This window comes from Dolichospermum compactum NIES-806 (assembly GCF_002368115.1).
GTDB classification, from domain to species: Bacteria; Cyanobacteriota; Cyanobacteriia; order Cyanobacteriales; family Nostocaceae; genus Dolichospermum; species Dolichospermum compactum.
The window spans coordinates 2,108,144-2,127,559 of record NZ_AP018316.1 but is presented as its reverse complement, the minus strand read 5'-3'; the positions used below and the strand labels follow the sequence as shown (position 1 = coordinate 2,127,559).

Sequence of the window (19,416 nt, the reverse complement as noted above, 5' to 3'; positions counted from 1 at the left end):
CTTAAAACTGTTATTCTGAGCAGAGCGTTCCCACTCATAGGCTGACGACACCAATACCAGTATCCGCCACTTCCATAACTACAAAATCATCCTATTTAACGATTTTTATCCTGACCAGACCATCATTAGATGGATATTGCAAAGTATTTCCCAGCAAATTGCCAAGTTGCACTTTCCAAGTTCTTGACATTTGCTGTTTTATCATAGGAAATATTAACGGTACAAATCAAAATATCCATTAGGAGTTGACAATGAAGAATTTCAAACCAATGTTAATTATTGCAAGTATCAGCTTACTGGCTTTAGTAGGTTGTAACAAGCCCGAACAATCTGCTACCGAAACTACCCCAGCAGCAACTTCCAATTCTACAAAAAAAGTCCCAAGACAAAAATCCACAGTAAGTAATGCAGGTTTACTCGCTGTAGTCTCCAAAACAAAAATCGCAGTTACATCTGGCAATTTTGTCCAATCTAAAAAAGAATTTGATAAGTTTGAAGATGCTTGGAAAGAAGTAGAAGATGGCATCAAAGCTAAATCTCGTGATAACTATGAAGCTGTAGAAAAAAGTATGGATGAAATCTCAGGAGAACTCAAAGCTGCTAAACCTCAAAAAGACAAGTTATTAGCATCCTTAAAGTCATTAGAAAAAACTATTAATACTATTTCCAAGTCTTAATAAAATCTCAAATCCAATAATTTTGAATTGGACAAAATTTAAATATAATCCGGTTTCATCTTGTTCATTCTTGCAAGCCAAGTCCCTTTAGTGCTGGGTTACTGATCCTGCCATCTTGGATATCCTGATTCTGACAATTCATGAAAAAGGTTTCAACCATTTCCATAAAATAGCAGTATCCAGAGCAAAAGCAGCCAGAGAAAACCACAATATACTTTCTCCTGCTAAGATTAAAAAAGGCAAAACCGGATTATTTAGATGCCAACCAACTTCTATTTGAGTTAATCCCCTCACTAAACCAAAAGCCCAAACTCCACCGGTTTTGAGGTGAGGATTGGCATCTACACGGATAATATAACGATAGGTGACACCAAATAGAAACCCAGAAAACCCGGCTATGACACCATTTAATAACATCTGTAAATTTACTATATCAATTTTATCATAACTAACCAAGGGAAAATACTTATCCAGCCATAAAACATTAATAAAGCTGGTACTAAGGAAAGCTAAACCTAAAGATATACTGCCAATTACTCCCGCTTTTAGGGATTCTAACCGTTCTGCCATGAGTTCCATGATATTGCCAAACCTCCTATCAATATAGTTAATGAATCAACCGCATTTTCCCAGTATGATAAATATTAGAGACCTTTTGTAATTATTTGAAAAGTAGAACTATGATTTTGACACTGGGTTGGGTATCGCTGTTAGTTGTGTTTACATGGTCTATTTCTATGGTAGTTTGGGGACGCAACGGACTATAGAGGCATCGTGGAAAGTCCATTTTTGGGTATTTTAGCCTTATGTGGCGTAGTGCTGCTAGTAGGAGTTACTGGTGGTGTTGTTTATCTAACATTATCAGATTGGCGCGATCGCCGTCGTCTCGAAGACGAAACCCGCGAAGCCAGACGGAGCACTAGCAAGCGAAAATGATGCTCGTACAGCTTATGTATAGCTGTGTTCTGCGTTAAACAGTGTTTATGTAGGGATAATAACTATTTCTATCCCTACATAAATTATACTTATATACAAGGGAATTTATCTATGAGAATGTAGATAGACAATGGGTTTCGGCGTGATCAACCAAAATAAGCGATCGCAGTTTTACCGAATATCTTACCCAACTTTATATCATTATTTCTCTGCGTCTCTGCGTGAAATAAAATTCAAGAAATATAGAAAAAAATATACCTGTCTATAGCCAGAAACTACAAACAAGTACAATCAAAAATAACAGTAGTTTAGTTTATTAAAAAAACAAAATTATTAGTCGTTATCCCACTCTTCGCGTCCGATTAAATCACCGATGCGATCGCGCAGTAAAAAATCACATTTCTCTAATTCACATTCTACACAAACCCACTCTCTAGCCGGTATAAACTGGCAAAGTGTATATATTGGTTGTTGACGACCAACCATTCCCCTCTCCACCAGTCGGCGTGCTTCGTCCTGAATAACATTCAGAGAGTAGTAATTGTAATTGATAGAAGGCACCGTATTAACACTCATGGTTTTTTTCTCACAAAATTACATCAAAAATACATTTAGATAGCGTTCCCGTTATGCACGAGGAACAAACATGGCAATAATTAAACCTGTGTCCAGGGTTTTGTAGTTTGCTATACGGAACTATTATCATTTTGACGCTATACACCTCCAAATTATCTAAAGAAATGTTAAGTTTGTCAACAAAGCATGACATTCATGGTATTTGAACTTCATATTCCTAAGATAACAGCAGTTAAGTTTACTAATCAAACCTAGATATTTACATTTTTAACATTAACTTGTATTAAAATTATTAAAATTATACTAGATTTGCTTTAGCGTTAACTTTATTAGCATATATAAGTCTATGATTTTTTACCTCTATCCTAAGACACAAGATTGGCAATACCCATAACTCTCTAAAAATAGGGAATCAAGGCATTGCCTATTATCCCCACCTAGAGTGCTTTAACTAGCAACAAGTTCCAGATTTATTTATATTTTGGTCAACTTTACATCAATCATTCCGCCATCTCTTCTACCACCTCATCCACACTTGCTGATGCTCGTTGTTGCTCCAGTTGGTTTAATAAACTCAGCACCTTAGTACCTCGTTCTATAGAACGATCTTCCACAAAGATCACTTCTGGAGTCCGTCTTAATCTGACTCTAGCTCCCAATTCACTGCGAACGTAACCTGTAGCTGACTTTAAACCAGCCATTGTTTCCGTTTTTGCTTCCTCCGTTCCATAAATACTCACAAAGATGGTAGCGTGTTGTAGATCCCCAGAAACATCCACATCGGTAACACTGACCATTCCCGTACCCACACGGTCATCCTTAATACCGTTGAGTAGCATTTGGCTAACTTCCCGTTTAATTAATTCAGCAACGCGGGAAACGCGGCGATTTGTAGCCATATAAATTCCGCCTTCTCACAGAGGTTTAATAACATGATTCTAAACGCAAATAAAAGTGGACGGTGCTTGATGCCATAAAATCAACAGCAACAGCCCAATAAGAGAACTCCACAAAAAAAATGATCCAATCTTGTGGGATGGCCATCCTGCCCGTCCTTGTATGATTAGGAGGCAAGATGCCTGCACCACAACAAATTTTGGGATATTTTTTTATTTGGAAGTCTCTAAACTCAACCCTTTTTTAACGTGAGTTCGACATAACGATAATTTGTGGAAAACTCACCCCAAGTAGGAGTCTCAAACCCTTATTCTCTCGTTGAAAAAATCATAACACCGTTCGCGTAGCGTCTCCGAAGGAGAAACTCCGAACTCCTAACACCGAACTCACGTTTTTCTAGCTTTTGGTTTACATTGGATTCAATCCCAGCATAGCCCGCACGGTAAGCGTTACGAAAAAAAGACCACCCGTGAACAAGCCTAAAATAGCAATCAGCGTCACAGGACGTTTTAATAATGGAAACAGCGGCTCAAGGGTGTTTAGAAAAATACCCAAGACGATACTAACTAAATACCGAGGGTAGCGAAAGACGTTATCCCAAAATCCATCAAACATTTGAATTTAGACCGCCTTATTATAGACTTTATTGATTAGTTAGTTTTTAGTTTAATCGTAAGTAGATGGTAAGTCAAATCCCTAAACAAACTTACCCACGACCATTTTTAAAGTGGGCTGGGGGTAAAACTAGATTGATTTCGCAATATAAAGACTATTTTCCCCAGCATTACCAGACTTACTATGAACCATTTTTAGGGGGTGGAGCAGTTTTTTTCCATTTGCAACCATCTCATGCAGTTTTAACTGATATTAATGCAGATTTAGTTCTTACTTATCGGTGCGTTAGAGACAATTTTGAAGAATTAATAACTTTACTGCAAGCACATCAGCAAAGGCATAATTCAGAGTATTACTATGATGTTAGAAATTATCATAATGGGACAAATTTAGAAAAAGCGGCTCGGTTTATTTATTTGAATAAAACCTGTTTTAATGGGCTGTACCGGGTTAATTCTCAAGGAAAATTTAATGTCCCTGTGGGAAAATATAAAAATCCGGGTATTTGTCAAGAAGAAGTTTTGCGAGTTGCATCCTTGACACTCAAGAAAGTAGAAATCAAACAAGCAAATTTTGCAGAAGTGTTAAATTATGCAACGGGTAATAATGACTTTGTTTATTTTGATCCTCCCTATTATCCTCTAAATAAAACTAGCAATTTTACAGCTTATAGTAATTTTTGTTTTGACGAGAATCAACAAATAAAACTCAGAGATATTTTTATTAAATTAGCTGATAAAGGTGTAAAAGTTATGTTATCTAATTCTGATTGTCCATTGATTCGTGACCTTTATGGTGATTTTAATATTCACACCATATCAGCAGCAAGGTCAATTAATTCTAATGCCCAAAAGCGAGGGAAAATCACTGAAATATTAGTAACTTCTTATTAGAGATTATTATTGTTAGCCCAAGCAATAAATGAAATCAAATCATAAACAGCTAGTTTGTTACTTCCGATAATAAAATTGTAAGTTGAATAAAACGAGTGAATACCAACATTGTAAAATCTAACATTTCCATGAAAATGTTGGGTTTCCTTGCGTCAACCCAACAAAGCTGGATTGGATTTAATTATTTTTAGATTCAGCATGACCGTTACGAATAGACCATGCTAATTCTAACATTTGTGTCCAGCGTTTTTGCAGTTGTTTAGGAGTACATTGAACAGCTTTAGAAATAAGTTGATCACTTTGACAAGCAGTTTTTAGGTCAAAAATTTGCTGTTGCTGTGGTGTGAGTTGATGCCAAAAAATATCCCATTGCTGGGAAGATAAACCTAACTTATGTTCTAAACCAGCGCCTAACCATTGATGAACTAATTGCCATTGGTGCTGTTTGGCAAACTTCTCAACATGATATTTAAATCTCTGTTGTAAATAATCGCGTTGACGACTGGTTAAACCGAGAATTTGGTCAATTTCCGGTGCAGAAAGATCCTGGAGTTTGAGAGTCAAGTAATTCATACAGTCAGATTGTCCTTGAGACTCCAGATATTTCATCAATTCGGTAATCACGCGATTGCGTTCCGATTCTTCCGAAGGGTCAAAACCAGGTTTAGCAATCATTTGTGAGCGAATTTGCTGCACGGCTACATTGCGTTGATACGATTCTGCTTCTTCGGTTTTCGCAGAATCCACTGCCATTTCAATATCTACAGTAGTTTCTTGGGGTTGACGACGGGCAAAACCTTGAGCGCGTAGAACAATTAACTGTTGATTAGCGCCCCCAGGTAAATTAATCCGGCGTTTGGCATATTGTTCTGTAAACGCCATATACTCAGCTACAAGTAGCTGAGTACGGGGGGTGTAATCTTCGGGTAATTCGGTTTCTCGACGGAACGCTTTAATAGCTTCAATATAAAAAGCTTGTAAAAAATCTTCAATCAGATTGTAACGAGCCTCAAATCCTAAATCTGAGCCGGCAATAGTAACGTGACGATAAACAATTGCGCCCAAACTGCTATGTAATTCCACACGTCCTTGTTTAGAACCAAGTTGGTAGTAACGCAAGCACTTTTGTAACCGATGTCTTCCTAATGTAATTTGCCAAGACTGAATTTGTCCTGAGTTTTGAATGCGGGAGCTTTTATCACATATCCGTTCTACTTCTTTGGCTATGCGTCCAACAACATCTTGTACACCTGAAGTGGCGGATTTAACTTGAGATTGCATTTCATGGGATAAAAGTTGTACTAATGTATCGCTGGTAGGAACAGACAATTCTTCAAGAGAAATATAGCTATCAAAAGCAGATGTAGAATTAGGCAGATTGGCGATGTTAGCTTTCATGACTTTTCTATAAAATTGGTATTGCACCTTAACTCAAACGCATATACAGTATTTAAGGCCAGTCTCAGGAGTAAAAATCTTTGGGGATTTATGCCTCAAACCTCGCCAACTAGACTCCTGATATGTAAACACTGTAGGAAATTTCCAAAGTTAAGGGCTTGTTAATTGTGTCGCTTTATTTTTAGCAACTAAATCAAAGATGGCATAATAGATATTCACTCTGAGGACAAATTGCCAAAACCTTAGTCATGCTAAGATTGGCCGATAGCCTGTGTGGCGTAGCCATAATTTCATGACTGGGATGAGAGTGCCTGGGAGGATGACAATTTCAAAATTGGAGTCAGGTGATCATAATAATTAGCGCAACGGAGTCCAAAACAAGGGGTTGCACTTGTAAAGCTTTATTCTTAAACCCAAGTAGCTACAGCTTCCCAACCCAAACCTCTCCGAATAATAACTGGTTCTTCATCGGTCAAATCTAAAATGGTAGACACTTGATATGTAGGTTCTTCGGCAGTGTCGATAATGATATCTACCAATTTATCCAAATGGTCATATAAATCTACCCGTGACAACATTGGCTGTTTTCCGTTTCCAACTATTTCCTGGTCTTCATCATTTGCTCTAACATGAGCTGAAGTAGAAATAATTGGGTTTCCTAACGCTTCCATTAGTGCCAAGCAAACGTTATGATTTGGCACTCGAATTCCTGTGGTTTTGCGTTTGGGATTTTGTACTAGTCGCGGTACTAATTTGGTAGCAGGGAGCAAAAATGTGTAGGGTCCTGGTATTAACCGCTTCATTAGTCGGTAGGCTGTATCACTTACGAAGGCATAAGTCGCCACATTGGAGAGTGAGGGACATAAAAATGTCAGTGGTTTATCATTTGCTAACTGTTTGATTTGCCGCACTCTTTCCACCGCCGACTTGGCATTCAAGTCACAACCAATTGCATAAACTGTATCTGTAGGGTAGAGCATGATAGCGCCACCTAATAGCGCTAACTTTATTTCCTCTATTCGGCGGCTTTGAGGATTATCAGGATGAATGGTGAATATTTTGGCCATAATGATTATTGGTGATTGGTAATGGGTGATTGGTAATGGGTAATGGTTTTCTTGTTCCTGACAACTGACAACTAACAATTAACAAATAAATTTATGAATAAAATTGCTTATCTTCAATGTCCAACAGGGGTTTCTGGTGATATGTGTTTGGGAGCATTGGTTAGTCTGGGTGTGCCTGTCGAGTATTTGATAGAACAACTTAATGGCTTGGGAATTGAGAAAGAATACCGATTGCGGGCGGAATTGGTTCACCGTCAAGGTCAACAAGCGACTAAGGTTGATGTGGATTTGGTTTCTCATCATCACCATCATCATTCTCACAATGAACATGATCACCACCACACCCGTCATTTGCCAGAAATAGAGGAGATGATTGTTAAGGGGAGTTTGCCAGTGCGGGCGGAAGCTTGGAGTTTAGCTGTTTTCCGCCGATTGGCAGTGGCAGAGGGGGCTGTTCATGGCATCGCACCGGAAAAAGTTCATTTTCATGAAGTGGGTGCTGTGGATGCGATTGTGGATATTGTTGGTACTTGTTTAGGGTTGGATTGGTTGGGTATTGATAGCGATCGCCAGGGGTTGCCTTTGCTATACTGTTCTGGATTTCCAACTGGAGGTGGCACTGTTCATGCGGCACATGGAAGAATGGCTGTACCAGTACCAGCGGTGTTAAAGTTGTGGGAAATGCGAGGTTGTCCAGTTTATAGCAATGGTATTGACAGAGAATTGGTAACACCAACGGGGGCGGCGATCGCTACTACGTTAGTACAAGATTTTGGTTCACCGCCACCAATGACTATCAAACAGGTAGGATTAGGGGCGGGTTCTCTAGATTTACCCATTCCTAATATACTACGGCTCTGGTACGGCGAAAATGAATCTTTACAGACTGATAACTCTAATTTAGCGGAATATTCCCCAAATTTAGAAACGATTACTGTCCTAGAAAGTCAAATAGATGATTTAAATCCTCAAGTATTCGGTTATATATTTGAGGCTTTATTTGCTGCTGGTGCGCTGGATGTTTTTACCCAACCGATAGGAATGAAAAAGTCGCGTACCGGAATTTTATTAACTGTAATTTGTCATCCTGAAAAGTTAGCTAGTTGTGAAAATATATTATTTCGAGAAACTAGCACTTTAGGCATTCGTCGTACTACTCAAAATCGTTCAACTTTACAACGGGAAATGCAAAATGTAGACACTATTTATGGGACAATATCGGTAAAAGTGGCATGGACAGGAACAGCTACGGAAAAGGTAATTACTAATGTGCAGCCAGAATATGAAGATTGTGCAGAATTAGCACGACAACATAATATTCCTTGGCGAGAAATTCATCAATTGGCATTACAAAGTTGGTATTTACAAAATCAAAATTAACAAAAACAAGATCCCCGACTTCTCTAAGAAGTCGGGGATCTAAATCCTTTTAAAATGAAGAAAATTATTCGTTGTTTGATTTTGGGTGGTACGCTGTTTTTTCTGCTGAAAGCATTAAAAGATAATTGGTTAGAAGTTAGTGCTATTCGGATTAATATTACCGGATGGTTAATATTAGTAACTGCTACAAGTGTAACTTTATTGGCTCATATTTGGGCAGGTTGGATTTGGACTTGGGTACTCAGGGAGTTAAATCAATCTGTATCTGCTATTGAGTTTATCCAAGTTTATTTAAAAACGAATATTGCTAAATATTTACCTGGGAATGTTTGGCATTATTATGGGCGAATTATAGCGGCTAAAAATGCTAATATTCCTACGAATATTGCTACTTTAAGTGTTTTATTAGAACCACTATTAATGTTAGCAGCAGCTTTAATTATTATTGTTTTATTTGGCAGTCAACTTATTGTTAATAATCTGAATTATAATTTAATTATTCTCCAATTTTTAGCTTTAATAATTGTCTTATGTATACTTCATCCCCGATTTTTAAACCCAGTTATGCAACTTTTAGATCGTTGGAAAAATAAAAAATCTGCTGGAGAAAATCAGCTAATTGATATTTTTATAATTAACCGCTATCCGGTGAAACTATTATTAGGAGAATTAGTTTTTTTAGGGTTGCGGGCTGCTGGATTTATATTAACTATAATGGCGTTAACTTCTTTAACTTGGGCGCAAATACCCTTATTAGTGGGGGCTTTTAGTTGTGCTTGGGTATTAGGGTTAGTTGTTCCTGGTGCGCCTGGTGGTTTAGGCATATTTGAAACCACAGCCATGTTACTGTTACAATATCATTTTCCGGCGGCTTTGGTGATTAGTGCGATCGCACTTTATCGTCTCATTAGTATCTTAGCAGAAACCACAGGAGCAGCCATAGCTTCCTTACATCAAAGAATTAACCATAAGAAAATTCCTTCTTAACAACCTTTCTCCTTGTCCTCTGTGTCCTCTGTGCCTCTGTGGTTCGATAAAATATCTTCAAACCGCAGACGCACAGAGTGAAAAAGATATTAATCTCCAGTAATAGAAAGTTCACTCACCCAAACCCTGGGAGCAACTCCTGCTGGTGTTAATTCCACCTCTTTCTCGACATAAATAATTGATTTCAAAAGTTCCAAGAAATCCCCAGCTACCGTTGCAGACTCAATACTGGTTTTCTCACCTTTGTTGACTAACCAACCATCAAAAGGCAAAGAAAAAGAACCTTGTAAAGCCTTAACACCCGCATGGAGAGCTTGTAAGTCATCAATTAAAATCACATTTTCCGCAGTTTCCAAATTCAATTCCTGTTCAGGAGTTCCGGCGGCAAAAACATGATAAAAATTAGGACTAACGCTAACTTTTGCGCCAATACTCGCATTACCTGTAGGTTGAGCATTTAACCGTTTAGCAGTTCCCGCACTATGCAGAAAGCTGGTTAAAATACCCTTTTCTATTAACTTAATCTGCCGGGTAGGAGTACCCTCACCATCAAAACTTTCTGCACCAATATTAGCAGGGTGTAAAGCATCATCATAAACTGAAAGTAAAGGTGAAGCTAGTTCTTTACCAATATCATCAGTTTTCGATAAACTTTGATTATCAAGAATACTTTGGGCGTTAAATAAATTAGAAAAAGCCCCCAATAAACTTAAAAAAGCTTCAGGAGAGAAAACTACTTGATATTTACCAGTTTTGATTTTTTCATAATGCAAATGACTGATAGTTTTCTGGGCAGTTTCTTTGATACAACCAGCAATATCTAAATCAGCTACACTTTCCTTAACTCGATAAGCACTACCACTGCGGGGTTTCTTACCTTCTTCTTCAGTTTTGCTGTACAAATAAATAGAAGCTAAGGAATGAGATTCAGTTCTCACAGCACCATCACTATTGAGATAAAATCTGTCAATATCCCTTTGTGCTAACCCATTATAAGGCACACTTGTAATAGCAGGATGGGTTGCTAGTAATTCTTTTTCTGCTACTAATAGCTTTTCTATCAGTTCAGAAACAGGTGATTGCAATGCTTTTTCTTGATGTTTATTAGGGATAGGAATAGTAGCTTCTGGACTAAAATCAGGAACATTTTCTTTCACACCAAAAAAGCTGGCTTCGTAAGCAGTTTTCAAGGCTAATTCTAATCCTTTAGCATCTACATCTGTGGTGCTGGTAACACCCATTGTATTTTCTTCATTCCAAACCCGAACTGTTACCCCAGAACGATTGGAAGCTTTAACTTGTTTAGGTTCACCTTGGTCAACTTGAACACTGGTATCATCTACAGTTGAGCCGTAAATATCAAACTTTTTAATGCCCAGTTTAGCAGCATTTTCTTGAGCGTAGGTTGCGATTTCTTGGATTTTCGGCATAATCAAATTTAGATTTGAAATTAAAAAAAGTGAAGTTTCAAAATCGGATCTTGGATGTGATTATTTGTATTATTATTAAGGCATGAACTCATGTCACTCTCCGCGCCTCTGCGTCTCTGCGTGAGACATATATACTTTATACTCACAACCCAAAATCCAAAATTTAGTTATCTACCACCAACAGTAATAGAATCAACTTTAATATGGGGTTGTCCAACTGTGGTGTAAATGCTGCCGCTGACTGAACCACAGAAGCCGGGAGCTAGTTCTAAATCTTGAGAACATAGGGAAATTTTATTCATGATTTCCTTGGCTTCTCCGATGAGGGTAGCACCTTTTAATGGTTTGGTAATTTTGCCATTTTCTATTAAATAAGCTTCATCAACGCTAAAGTTAAATTGACCTGTTGCGCCGACACTGCCGCCGCCCATTTTTTTACAGTAAATACCTTTATCAACGGAGGCAAATAGGTCTTCTGTTGTGTGTTCACCACAATCAATATATGTATTTCGCATCCGACTAGCGGCAGCAAATGTGTAATTTTGACGGCGGCCACTGCCTGTTCTGGGGTGTCCTGTCCGCACTGAACCGGTTCTATCAGCTAGGAAGTTTTTGAGAATGCCTTTTTCAATTAATAATGTTCTTTGGGCGGGCATTCCTTCATCGTCCATATCAATAGTCCCAAAGGCGTTATCAGTGCGTCCTTCATCCCAAGCAGTCAGGCTTTCATGGGCGATTTTCTCACCTTTTTTATCGGCAAATGGTGTGGTTTTGTGTTCAATTTGAGTGGTTTCTAAAAGGTGTCCACAGGCTTCATGGAAAATTACACCGCCAAAATGATTGGCCATGATAATGGGGTAAGTTCCTGATTCCACGTAATCTGCATAAAGCATTTTACCGGCTGATTCGGCGATTTGTTCGGAGGCTTGTTGATAATCCCAGGTTCTCAGGAAGTTAGCGTCACTGGTGTTACCAGCCCGTTCACCAATGGAGGCACGGTTAGCGCCATCAGCACAAAGTAGGTTAAACCCAACGGATTGGGTAAGGCGGATATCACGGGCAAATGTACCGTCACTGGCAGCAACTAATACTTCTTGCCAATCACGGAAGTAGGAAGCGCGGCGAGATTGGACGTGGGTAGCTTTTTTGTTAAGTTGGGCTGTACCATCAAGGAGGACTTCTCCCATTTCGCGGATAGAACTGCACAAGGGCAGCCACCCGTCTTTACCGCGTTTTGTGGCGTAGTCTCTGAGTAATTCTAGGTTGATTTCAGGGATGAAACCAGTGGGTCCGGGTAGTTGTAAGCCTAAGATAGAAAGAGCTTTTTCTAAAGCAGCTTTTAAACCAGCAAATGTGAGGTTATTGGTGCTAACGTAGCAGTCAGCTTTGCCGCGAAATACCCGCACTCCCGCACCAGTAGCTAAACTGGGGGAAATGCTGGTAATGGTATCTTCCTCGGCTAAACAACTGATGTAGTTGCGGCGTTCTAAGAAGTATTCTACAAAATCTGCTCCGGCAGCGCGTCCCAGTCCTAAAAGGGTTGCCAGAGGGGCTTCCCAAGTGTCATCGAAGCGTTCTGTGGTGGATAAATATTGTAAACTGGGAAGTTGATTTGAGAGAAGTAGGGTATTTGTAAGCATGAAGTGCCTCGTCTGCTGGCGTTATCAGAGATTTAACTGAAAAAAATCCTGGTGTGTTCAGTCTAACAAATCTATGAAAGTCGTTGTTGGCAGTTAGGGTGTAGGGTTTTCCGCCATTTGCAGATGAATTTAGTTAATACTCTCATTATTTTCCACGACTACTCCGGCGTGTAGGTGGGTTAGGTTGTGGTGGTTCTTGAGATTTTAAACTATTTCTTCTAAGGTGAAAATTTCTGGTAATACTAAAGCTGTATAATTTCCTGTACGATAACCTATAGATATTGCAGGTTCAATTCCCCAGGATTTCAATAATTGAGCGATCGCATATTCACAAAGAAAATCAACTAGTACAGGTCGGCGGAAATAAATAGACCATTACAAACTACTGGAAAGCTCATTGTATATTTGTTTTGACTTTTGACTTTTGACGAACGCCCTGCGGTACTAGTTGGCTATGAACCATATTTTCTAAATTCTCTTCTCTAATCAATTCTAAAAAAGATTTGCCTACATGAGAATCAAGAATCAATTCCAACGGTTCTCGAAGAGAATCAACGGCTGACTGACTTTTATATAATAATTTAATAAGCGGCTTAATTTTATCGCTTTTTCCAGAAAAAATAAAACAAATTAGTGCAGGTTTTCGCCTCGTAATTTGTCCACTGAATATGCCTTTTGACCGAAAAATTTTAGATTTTGGATTTTAGATTTTGGATTGGGAATTTTCGGTACAAGCCCCGCCCCTTCAGGGCGGAATTAATCAAAAATACTCGCTGCGTACGCAACGCTTTCGCCAATCTAAAATCCTCAAGCTCTACACTTGTTTGTTGGAGTCAATCCAAAATCCAAAATCGTAAATCCAAAATCTGTTGACGATTATCGCCTTTGGGGTGTATGTTTTAAGCGCACCCTTTTTATTCTCCTCTCTCTATCCAACACATTCAAGACAATCAATCTAAATTGATAGAGAAGCGAATATAATTTTATACACAAAACTAAGTATTGATAAGTAATAATACTATAGACAGAAGATGCTTTTAGTTAGATTATATTTTTATACATTCTCAAATAAAGTACGAATTATAGTCTAATTTGAAGTTAAATCCCTAACAAATAGCTAATTTCGGAATAGTTTGAGTTTTGAAATACAAAAATTGCAGAAGCCCTATTTAATTATGAGTTTGATATCAAGCATAGGCAGGATTGTCGTTAATTCAGACGAATGTACGCTAAATAATACAGGTTTCCAACAGTCACCTGATGCAGACAAATTCGCCATCAATGTTGCTAAATACTTTGTTGGGGAAGGAAAAGGCAAATTTCATGCACTTTCCAATCACTTCGGTTTAGTTGAATCTTCTTTAGAGAAAACTTTGACCCAAGCTGGTCATACTTGGAGCAAAGGGACAAATATCACGATTGATTTACCAACTCTTTCTAAATACGATGGCATTTTTCTCGCTGGTAATCCTGTAAATAACCAAGTCTTAATTCAATACGTTAAGAACGGTGGCAAAGTTTATCTTGCTGCTGGCACAGGTTTGGGAGGATCACAAGCGGAAGCCGACCGTTGGAACACTTTCTTAGGGGAATTTGGTCTGAAGTTCGCAGGATTATACAACGGGATTGTACGTAATTTATCTCCCAATCAATCTCACCCTCTATTTGCCGGAGTAAAAAGCCTTTATTTCAATAGTGGTAACTCCATCACTGATTTAAAACCAGAGTCTTCACTGAATCAGATTATCCAAACTCACATCAGTGGACAAGGGTTAATTGCTACGGCTGAATTTAACCCAACTGGACTTCTATCCACAGGTAACAAGATCAAATTGAAATCATGGAAAGGTGATTACCTACATCGCCCTGATTCTGACCAGGGGGTTACTAGTTGGAATACGGGTGTTGGCAATGAGTGGACGGTTGAAGTGATCGCTGATAACAAGATCAAACTAAAATCATGGAAAGGTGATTATCTACATCGTCCTGATTCCGATCAAGGTGTTACCACCTGGCATACTGGTGTTGGTAACGAGTGGACAGTTGAAGCCATCGCAGGTATCAAGATCAAATTGAAATCATGGAAGGGTGATTACCTGCATCGTCCTGATTCCCAACAAGGCGTTACCTCTTGGAGTACTGGTGTTGGTAACGAATGGGAAGTTGAACTGGTGTAGAAAATTTCCACAGAACAGCTTCTCTCCCAAAAATGGGTTCAGGTTCCTAACAGTGGTTCTGTGATTGGTGTCACCGTATTGCAAGACGGTACAATTTTAGGAATCGGTACAGATAATTATTTGTGGACAAAGAGAATCTAACCCAAAGCCATAAGGAAGCGATCGCTTTCTCAAAAACAAAAGAATTGCGATCGCTTACAATTTTCCCTTACAATTTTATTCAACTAAACGCTTTTTCTGCAAGGGAGATTTTTCATCAATATTGTCAAACTATCGCCAAATTTTCTGTCAGAAAAGCATGGCGTTGAATTCTACAGCTAGAAGCTTCAGTAATAGTATTAACCCCATTATGTATATAGCGGTTCTCGATTGAGTGAGATACAAGAAGCCCACCCCCAACCCCCTCCCCGCAAGCGATGAGGGGGCTATGATGTATCTCATGCAAGTGCATACCGCTATAACTTGCCAGAACTCATTTAGATTACTAGCACCAGGAAAATTTTAATATTCCCCATGAGAAAGGCTGCGTTCAATTGCGCCTTCAGTTGTCATTTGTCCCAAGGGATAAGATGTAAATAATTTGGGGAAGTTGTCAATATCTTCTAAAAGGGTAAGTTTACTTTCTCCTGTTTCTGAATCTCGATGTGCGTACATATATTTTATTGGCGTTGCTGATTAAGGGTATGAATTTTAGTCTCACGCAAAGGCGAGGCAGCGCGGTCTTGGGGGTTTCCCCCATGAGCGACTGCCGTAGCAAAGACGCACTGAGGTTTGAGTTTTAAAGATTCAATTTGGGAATTTCATACCTCAATTCAGCAACGGCATTTTATTTACTTAATACTTATAATATAAACCAGATTTTCTTTATTCTGCGTCAGTCTTGCTGGTTGATATCGTCATTTTTGATGTTAGCATAGTAAAAAGGCGCAATAAGAGGAAGCTTGATAAACCTTAGTTATACCAAAAAGGGTTAAAATTTGTAAGATATGGTGAGGGAGTAAGATCCTTTTTTACCTTTGAGACTATTCTATCTTTTATCCAACTATCAACACCCTCCTTCTCCTCAATGATTATTTTATCGAGGGTGGATAATTGCCGACTTGACTGTATTTTGTTTCTAAATATTGCAAAAATTGATTTAAAACCAATTTTTATTCAGCAGTTTGTTACTGACAATAACCACAAACATCAACATACCAAACTGAATTTGCCAAGGTGATAACACTAAACTTACAATAAAAATGACGGCTGTGAAAACACCTGCAATATTAGTGATTTCATCATCATTTCTTTTGAAGAGATAGCCAGTCATTACACCTGTAACTAATGTCATCAAGAAAAATAAAGGCATTTTTACTAATCTCTAAACTACGAGCTACTGTTAATACCAGTAGATTTGAATCATCTTCGGGAACGTTATTGATCATATACTTAAGTAAGGCAAAATGGCAACAAATTCATTGTCAAGCTATGGAATAGCCTATTTTCAAATAGTGCCATTATTTAGTACATTGAACTAACACTATCTATTCGTGCTGGAACTCATTTAACACTTTTAATTTAAATACCCGATGTTGAACATTTCCCAACTCCTCGCAAGTGAACTACAACTTAAACCCCAGCAGGTACAAAACGCGCTGGAACTTTTAGCAGAAGGGGCAACAATTCCCTTTATTGCGCGTTATCGTAAAGAACGAACAGATGAAATGGATGAAGTCCAATTACGGGATTTACAAGATAGGCATAATTACTTAACGGAGTTAGAAGAAAGAAAAAAAGTAATTGTGAGTGCGATCGCTCAACAAGATAAACTTACCCCAGAACTACAAGCAAAAATAACATCCTGTCTCCAAAAAACCGAACTAGAGGATTTATATTTACCCTATCGTCCCAAACGTCGAACTCGTGCTACTATTGCTAGGGAAAAAGGTCTAGAAGCGCTCGGAACATTTATTAAATCCCTGAATGTTAAAAATGGCATTTCTGCATCCTTAGAAGCAGAATCAGCAAAATATATTTCGGAAACTTTAGGAGTAAAAAGCGCAGATGAAGCTTTAAAAGGTGCATCTGATATTTTAGCAGAAGAAGTAGCAGATAAAGCAGAATTACGCGCATATATCCGCGAATATCTTTTAGAAAATGGGCTGTTTGTTTCTCGGATTAAAGACGAACATCCCGAAGGGACAACCAAATTTGAAATGTACCGCAATTATCAAATTAAAGTCAAAAACATCGCCCCTCATAATCTGTTAGCTTTATGTCGAGGAGAAGATGAAAAGATATTAAGTTTTGAAGTAGCTTTCGACGAAGATTTTGTCTTGGGTTATTTGGAATCCCAAGAAATAAAAACTAAAGTTCGTAACGTGCGCGAATTTTATCAAGTCATGTTAAAAGATAGTTTTAACCGCTTGATAAAAACTTCCTTAATTAGCGAAGTAACAAACGAGAAAAAAACATACGCTGACATAGAATCAATCAAAACCTTTGAAACAAATTTACGAGAATTGCTGTTATCAGCACCAGCGGGAATGAAACCGACAATGGCTATAGATCCAGGTTTTAGAACCGGGTGTAAAGTCGCCATATTAGATGAAACAGGGCAATTTTTAGAATATCAAGCTGTGTTTCCTCACCAAGCAGCAGAACAACGCCAAAAAGCCGCCCAAACTATTAAAAAACTCCTGGAAAAATACCAAATTCAATTAATAGCTATTGGTAACGGTACAGCGTCACGAGAAACAGAAGAATTTGTTGCAGAAATATTACCAAATATAGCCCATAAACCAGTTAAAGTTATGGTAAATGAATCTGGTGCATCTATATATTCTGCCAGCGACGTAGCTAGAGAAGAATTTCCTGATTTAGATATTACTGTGCGAGGTGCAATTAGTATTGGGAGGAGATTACAAGATCCTTTAGCAGAATTAGTCAAAATAGATCCTAAATCAATTGGTGTCGGACAATATCAACATGACGTTGATCAAAAATTACTAAAAAAGAAATTAGATGAAACCGTCGAAAGTTGCGTTAACTATGTGGGTGTAGATTTAAATACTGCTTCTAAAGAACTGCTGACATTTGTTTCAGGAATTACCCCAACCATAGCTAATAATATTATTGCCTATCGTAACCAAAATGGAGCATTTAAAAATCGTCGTCAACTTTTGAAAGTAGCCAAATTAGGACCAAAAGCCTTTGAACAAGCAGCAGGTTTTTTAAGAATTCGTGGTGGTGAAAATCCCTTAGATAATACCGCAGTTCATCCAGAAAGTTACTCCTTAGTGCAATCTATCGCGGCTGATTTAGGAGTATCCCTAAATCAAGTTACACAAGTTGCAGAAAAACTCAAAGAAGCCAACATCAAAAAATACGTTACTGACACCATTGGAGAACCAACCCTGCGCGACATTCTCAGCGAATTAGAAAAACCAGGCAGAGATCCTCGTGCTGAATTTAAATATGCTACCTTTAAAGAAGGAATCAAAGAAATTAAAGATTTAACTGTAGGAATGCAACTAGAAGGAATTATTACCAACGTTGCTAACTTCGGTGCTTTCGTCGATATTGGAGTCCATCAAGATGGTTTAGTGCATATTTCCCAACTTGCTGATAGATTTGTAGATGATCCGAAAAAAATCGTCAAAGTTGGACAAGTCGTTAAAATACAGGTTTTAGAAATCAACGAAAAACTCAAACGCATAAGTTTATCAATGAAAGGAATCAAACAATAATTACCTCTTCCTGACTTTTTATGTTAGAGGTTGTTTGATAGCGAAGCGTGGCGTTAGCCATAAAGTATTAGATGAAACTGATAATCTCCAAAAACCTAACCCCCTACCCCCCTTCCCTACGTTAGCGCAGCGTGCCGAAGGCTGGGAAGGGGGGTTTCAAAGCCTCTCCCCGCTTCGGGGAGAGGTTTGGAGAGGGGTTTGTTTATACATTAAAAACTTTTCAAACATCCTCTTACTGAAAATTTGTTATTTAATCTAACCTAAGATAGATCAAGATTATATCTCAGAAAAGATGTGAAATATTAGTCTATCTTTGAAAATAGTAATTAGCACTGATATTGCTGTTACTGAGGTAAAAAATGTTGTCATATTTTTTCATCGCACTCGCTACAGCTTTAAGTTTGCTGATTGTTGATTTAGTTGTTCCCGGTGTAGATATTGCTAATTTTCCGGCAGCTTTAATTGCTGCTGTTGTGATTGGTTTAATTAATAGTGGAGTTAAACCAACCATTAATATCTTGTCTTTACCTTTGACATATCTCACATTAGGTGGATTTTCCCTAATTGTTAATGGACTCTGCTTTTGGTTAGCATCAGTTTTAGTTCCAGGTTTTCAAGTTCAAGGATTAATTGCTTTTATTATCGGTCCTGTAGTTCTTTCTTTAGCTAATACCTTTCTCAGTAAATACTTCGCAGAAAAAGGCTTTGAATTACAAGATAGTCAATAAGTCAACCCAACTTTAAAGCTAGGAAATATCCATGAACTTACTGCGTATACTTATCGGTTTATTTCTACCCCCCTTGGGGGTTTTTCTCACCGTTGGATTTGGTCCAACTTTGTTAATTAACATTTTGCTGACTCTGCTTGGTTGGCTTCCTGGTAGCATTCATGCAGTTTGGGTAATTGTCAAGCATGAAGAAAATATTAATAGAGAGGAAGGTACTTATTAAGCATTCAACAAGATCCCCGATTTCTTAGAGAAATCGGGGATCTAACTGTCAAATCAAATAG

At 38.2% G+C, this 19,416-nt stretch carries 20 protein-coding genes and 1 pseudogene; 11 read left to right on the top strand and 10 right to left on the bottom strand.

What is annotated here, in order from left to right:
* Positions 1–251: 251 nt before the first annotated feature.
* The gene (locus tag CA730_RS10215) at positions 252–677 is read left to right on the top strand and encodes a DUF4363 domain-containing protein (RefSeq protein WP_096666974.1); all 426 of its coding nucleotides are present in this window, start codon (positions 252–254) and stop codon (positions 675–677) included.
* A 138-nt stretch (positions 678–815) separates the two neighbouring features.
* Here the strand turns inward: CA730_RS10215 and CA730_RS10210 are convergent, their stop codons facing one another.
* Positions 816–1,256 (bottom strand): hypothetical protein, encoded by a 441-nt coding sequence (locus tag CA730_RS10210; protein WP_096666972.1) that lies wholly within the window; start codon positions 1,254–1,256, stop codon positions 816–818.
* Positions 1,257–1,357: 101 nt separating this feature from the next.
* Here CA730_RS10210 and petN point away from each other — a divergent pair, with 101 nt between their 5' ends.
* Both petN and CA730_RS24875 read left to right on the top strand, forming a co-directional pair.
* Positions 1,358–1,444 carry a cytochrome b6-f complex subunit PetN gene (gene petN / locus CA730_RS10205; RefSeq protein WP_013189847.1) on the top strand — a complete coding sequence of 29 codons (87 nt, stop codon included), beginning with the start codon at positions 1,358–1,360 and terminating at the stop codon, positions 1,442–1,444.
* A gap of 7 nt (positions 1,445–1,451) precedes the next feature.
* Positions 1,452–1,613, top strand: coding sequence for a hypothetical protein (locus CA730_RS24875; RefSeq protein ID WP_096666970.1), 162 nt, complete (start codon positions 1,452–1,454; stop codon positions 1,611–1,613).
* A 333-nt stretch (positions 1,614–1,946) separates the two neighbouring features.
* Here the strand turns inward: CA730_RS24875 and CA730_RS10195 are convergent, their stop codons facing one another.
* The 3 genes from CA730_RS10195 to CA730_RS10185 form a co-directional block, all read right to left on the bottom strand.
* On the bottom strand, positions 1,947–2,189 hold the full coding sequence (locus tag CA730_RS10195; protein WP_015079328.1) for a DUF4327 family protein: 243 nt from the start codon (positions 2,187–2,189) through the stop codon (positions 1,947–1,949).
* A gap of 500 nt (positions 2,190–2,689) precedes the next feature.
* Entirely contained in the window at positions 2,690–3,088 is a 399-nt protein-coding gene (rbfA, locus tag CA730_RS10190; RefSeq protein ID WP_039201470.1) for a 30S ribosome-binding factor RbfA, read from the bottom strand.
* 406 nt (positions 3,089–3,494) lie between these two features.
* On the bottom strand, positions 3,495–3,701 hold the full coding sequence (locus tag CA730_RS10185) for a DUF751 family protein (RefSeq protein ID WP_096666968.1): 207 nt from the start codon (positions 3,699–3,701) through the stop codon (positions 3,495–3,497).
* 65 nt (positions 3,702–3,766) lie between these two features.
* On the opposite strand from CA730_RS10185, the gene CA730_RS10180 reads away from it, so the two are divergent.
* Complete coding sequence (locus CA730_RS10180) at positions 3,767–4,594, top strand: DNA adenine methylase (protein WP_096666966.1); 828 nt, start codon at positions 3,767–3,769, stop codon at positions 4,592–4,594.
* A gap of 177 nt (positions 4,595–4,771) precedes the next feature.
* Here CA730_RS10180 and CA730_RS10175 read toward each other — a convergent pair whose 3' ends face one another.
* Together CA730_RS10175 and CA730_RS10170 are read right to left on the bottom strand one after the other, a co-directional pair.
* Positions 4,772–5,992, bottom strand: coding sequence for a HetZ-related protein (locus CA730_RS10175; protein WP_096666964.1), 1,221 nt, complete (start codon positions 5,990–5,992; stop codon positions 4,772–4,774).
* 407 nt (positions 5,993–6,399) lie between these two features.
* Positions 6,400–7,059 carry an L-threonylcarbamoyladenylate synthase gene (locus CA730_RS10170; protein ID WP_096671434.1) on the bottom strand — a complete coding sequence of 220 codons (660 nt, stop codon included), beginning with the start codon at positions 7,057–7,059 and terminating at the stop codon, positions 6,400–6,402.
* A 93-nt stretch (positions 7,060–7,152) separates the two neighbouring features.
* On the opposite strand from CA730_RS10170, the gene larC reads away from it, so the two are divergent.
* Positions 7,153–8,439, top strand: a complete 1,287-nt coding sequence (larC, locus tag CA730_RS10165; protein WP_096666962.1) for a nickel pincer cofactor biosynthesis protein LarC — start codon at positions 7,153–7,155, stop codon at positions 8,437–8,439.
* 54 nt (positions 8,440–8,493) lie between these two features.
* A complete protein-coding gene (locus CA730_RS10160; RefSeq protein ID WP_096666960.1) occupies positions 8,494–9,426 on the top strand; it encodes a lysylphosphatidylglycerol synthase domain-containing protein in 933 nt (310 codons plus the stop codon).
* Positions 9,427–9,515: 89 nt separating this feature from the next.
* Here the strand turns inward: CA730_RS10160 and CA730_RS10155 are convergent, their stop codons facing one another.
* Positions 9,516–10,856, bottom strand: coding sequence for a TldD/PmbA family protein (locus tag CA730_RS10155; protein WP_096666958.1), 1,341 nt, complete (start codon positions 10,854–10,856; stop codon positions 9,516–9,518).
* Between the two features lie 167 nt (positions 10,857–11,023).
* Entirely contained in the window at positions 11,024–12,496 is a 1,473-nt protein-coding gene (locus CA730_RS10150; protein ID WP_096666956.1) for a TldD/PmbA family protein, read from the bottom strand.
* A 1,133-nt stretch (positions 12,497–13,629) separates the two neighbouring features.
* Here CA730_RS10150 and CA730_RS10145 point away from each other — a divergent pair.
* A complete protein-coding gene (locus CA730_RS10145) occupies positions 13,630–14,673 on the top strand; it encodes a fascin domain-containing protein (protein WP_157749951.1) in 1,044 nt (347 codons plus the stop codon).
* 122 nt (positions 14,674–14,795) lie between these two features.
* Positions 14,796–14,981 carry a hypothetical protein gene (locus CA730_RS24295; protein ID WP_157749950.1) on the top strand — a complete coding sequence of 62 codons (186 nt, stop codon included), beginning with the start codon at positions 14,796–14,798 and terminating at the stop codon, positions 14,979–14,981.
* 193 nt (positions 14,982–15,174) lie between these two features.
* On the opposite strand, the pseudogene CA730_RS10135 reads toward CA730_RS24295, so the two are convergent.
* Positions 15,175–15,321: pseudogene (locus CA730_RS10135) on the bottom strand (AAA family ATPase); the annotation flags it as partial.
* A 490-nt stretch (positions 15,322–15,811) separates the two neighbouring features.
* Positions 15,812–16,024, bottom strand: coding sequence for a hypothetical protein (locus CA730_RS10130; RefSeq protein WP_096666950.1), 213 nt, complete (start codon positions 16,022–16,024; stop codon positions 15,812–15,814).
* A 220-nt stretch (positions 16,025–16,244) separates the two neighbouring features.
* On the opposite strand from CA730_RS10130, the gene CA730_RS10125 reads away from it, so the two are divergent.
* The 3 genes from CA730_RS10125 to CA730_RS10115 all read left to right on the top strand — a co-directional run bounded on the left by CA730_RS10125 (position 16,245) and on the right by CA730_RS10115 (position 19,355).
* On the top strand, positions 16,245–18,404 hold the full coding sequence (locus CA730_RS10125; protein ID WP_096666948.1) for a Tex family protein: 2,160 nt from the start codon (positions 16,245–16,247) through the stop codon (positions 18,402–18,404).
* A gap of 359 nt (positions 18,405–18,763) precedes the next feature.
* A complete protein-coding gene (locus CA730_RS10120; protein WP_039201081.1) occupies positions 18,764–19,132 on the top strand; it encodes a phage holin family protein in 369 nt (122 codons plus the stop codon).
* Positions 19,133–19,163: 31 nt separating this feature from the next.
* Positions 19,164–19,355: a YqaE/Pmp3 family membrane protein gene (locus CA730_RS10115; protein ID WP_027402184.1), complete on the top strand. Its 192-nt coding sequence runs from the start codon at positions 19,164–19,166 to the stop codon at positions 19,353–19,355.
* Positions 19,356–19,416 lie beyond the last annotated feature (61 nt).

What these genes read in the sequence shown, in the direction of transcription:
- CA730_RS10215 (WP_096666974.1), top strand. Translation starts at nt 252, where the DNA reads ATGAAGAATTTCAAACCAATGTTAATTATTGCAAGTATCAGCTTACTG.
- CA730_RS10210 (WP_096666972.1), bottom strand. Translation starts at nt 1,256, where the DNA reads ATGGAACTCATGGCAGAACGGTTAGAATCCCTAAAAGCGGGAGTAATT.
- petN (WP_013189847.1), top strand. Translation starts at nt 1,358, where the DNA reads ATGATTTTGACACTGGGTTGGGTATCGCTGTTAGTTGTGTTTACATGG.
- CA730_RS10195 (WP_015079328.1), bottom strand. Translation starts at nt 2,189, where the DNA reads ATGAGTGTTAATACGGTGCCTTCTATCAATTACAATTACTACTCTCTG.
- rbfA (WP_039201470.1), bottom strand. Translation starts at nt 3,088, where the DNA reads ATGGCTACAAATCGCCGCGTTTCCCGCGTTGCTGAATTAATTAAACGG.
- CA730_RS10185 (WP_096666968.1), bottom strand. Translation starts at nt 3,701, where the DNA reads ATGTTTGATGGATTTTGGGATAACGTCTTTCGCTACCCTCGGTATTTA.
- CA730_RS10180 (WP_096666966.1), top strand. Translation starts at nt 3,767, where the DNA reads ATGGTAAGTCAAATCCCTAAACAAACTTACCCACGACCATTTTTAAAG.
- CA730_RS10175 (WP_096666964.1), bottom strand. Translation starts at nt 5,992, where the DNA reads ATGAAAGCTAACATCGCCAATCTGCCTAATTCTACATCTGCTTTTGAT.
- CA730_RS10170 (WP_096671434.1), bottom strand. Translation starts at nt 7,059, where the DNA reads ATGGCCAAAATATTCACCATTCATCCTGATAATCCTCAAAGCCGCCGA.
- larC (WP_096666962.1), top strand. Translation starts at nt 7,153, where the DNA reads ATGAATAAAATTGCTTATCTTCAATGTCCAACAGGGGTTTCTGGTGAT.
- CA730_RS10160 (WP_096666960.1), top strand. Translation starts at nt 8,494, where the DNA reads ATGAAGAAAATTATTCGTTGTTTGATTTTGGGTGGTACGCTGTTTTTT.
- CA730_RS10155 (WP_096666958.1), bottom strand. Translation starts at nt 10,856, where the DNA reads ATGCCGAAAATCCAAGAAATCGCAACCTACGCTCAAGAAAATGCTGCT.
- CA730_RS10150 (WP_096666956.1), bottom strand. Translation starts at nt 12,496, where the DNA reads ATGCTTACAAATACCCTACTTCTCTCAAATCAACTTCCCAGTTTACAA.
- CA730_RS10130 (WP_096666950.1), bottom strand. Translation starts at nt 16,024, where the DNA reads ATGCCTTTATTTTTCTTGATGACATTAGTTACAGGTGTAATGACTGGC.
- CA730_RS10125 (WP_096666948.1), top strand. Translation starts at nt 16,245, where the DNA reads ATGTTGAACATTTCCCAACTCCTCGCAAGTGAACTACAACTTAAACCC.
- CA730_RS10120 (WP_039201081.1), top strand. Translation starts at nt 18,764, where the DNA reads ATGTTGTCATATTTTTTCATCGCACTCGCTACAGCTTTAAGTTTGCTG.
- CA730_RS10115 (WP_027402184.1), top strand. Translation starts at nt 19,164, where the DNA reads ATGAACTTACTGCGTATACTTATCGGTTTATTTCTACCCCCCTTGGGG.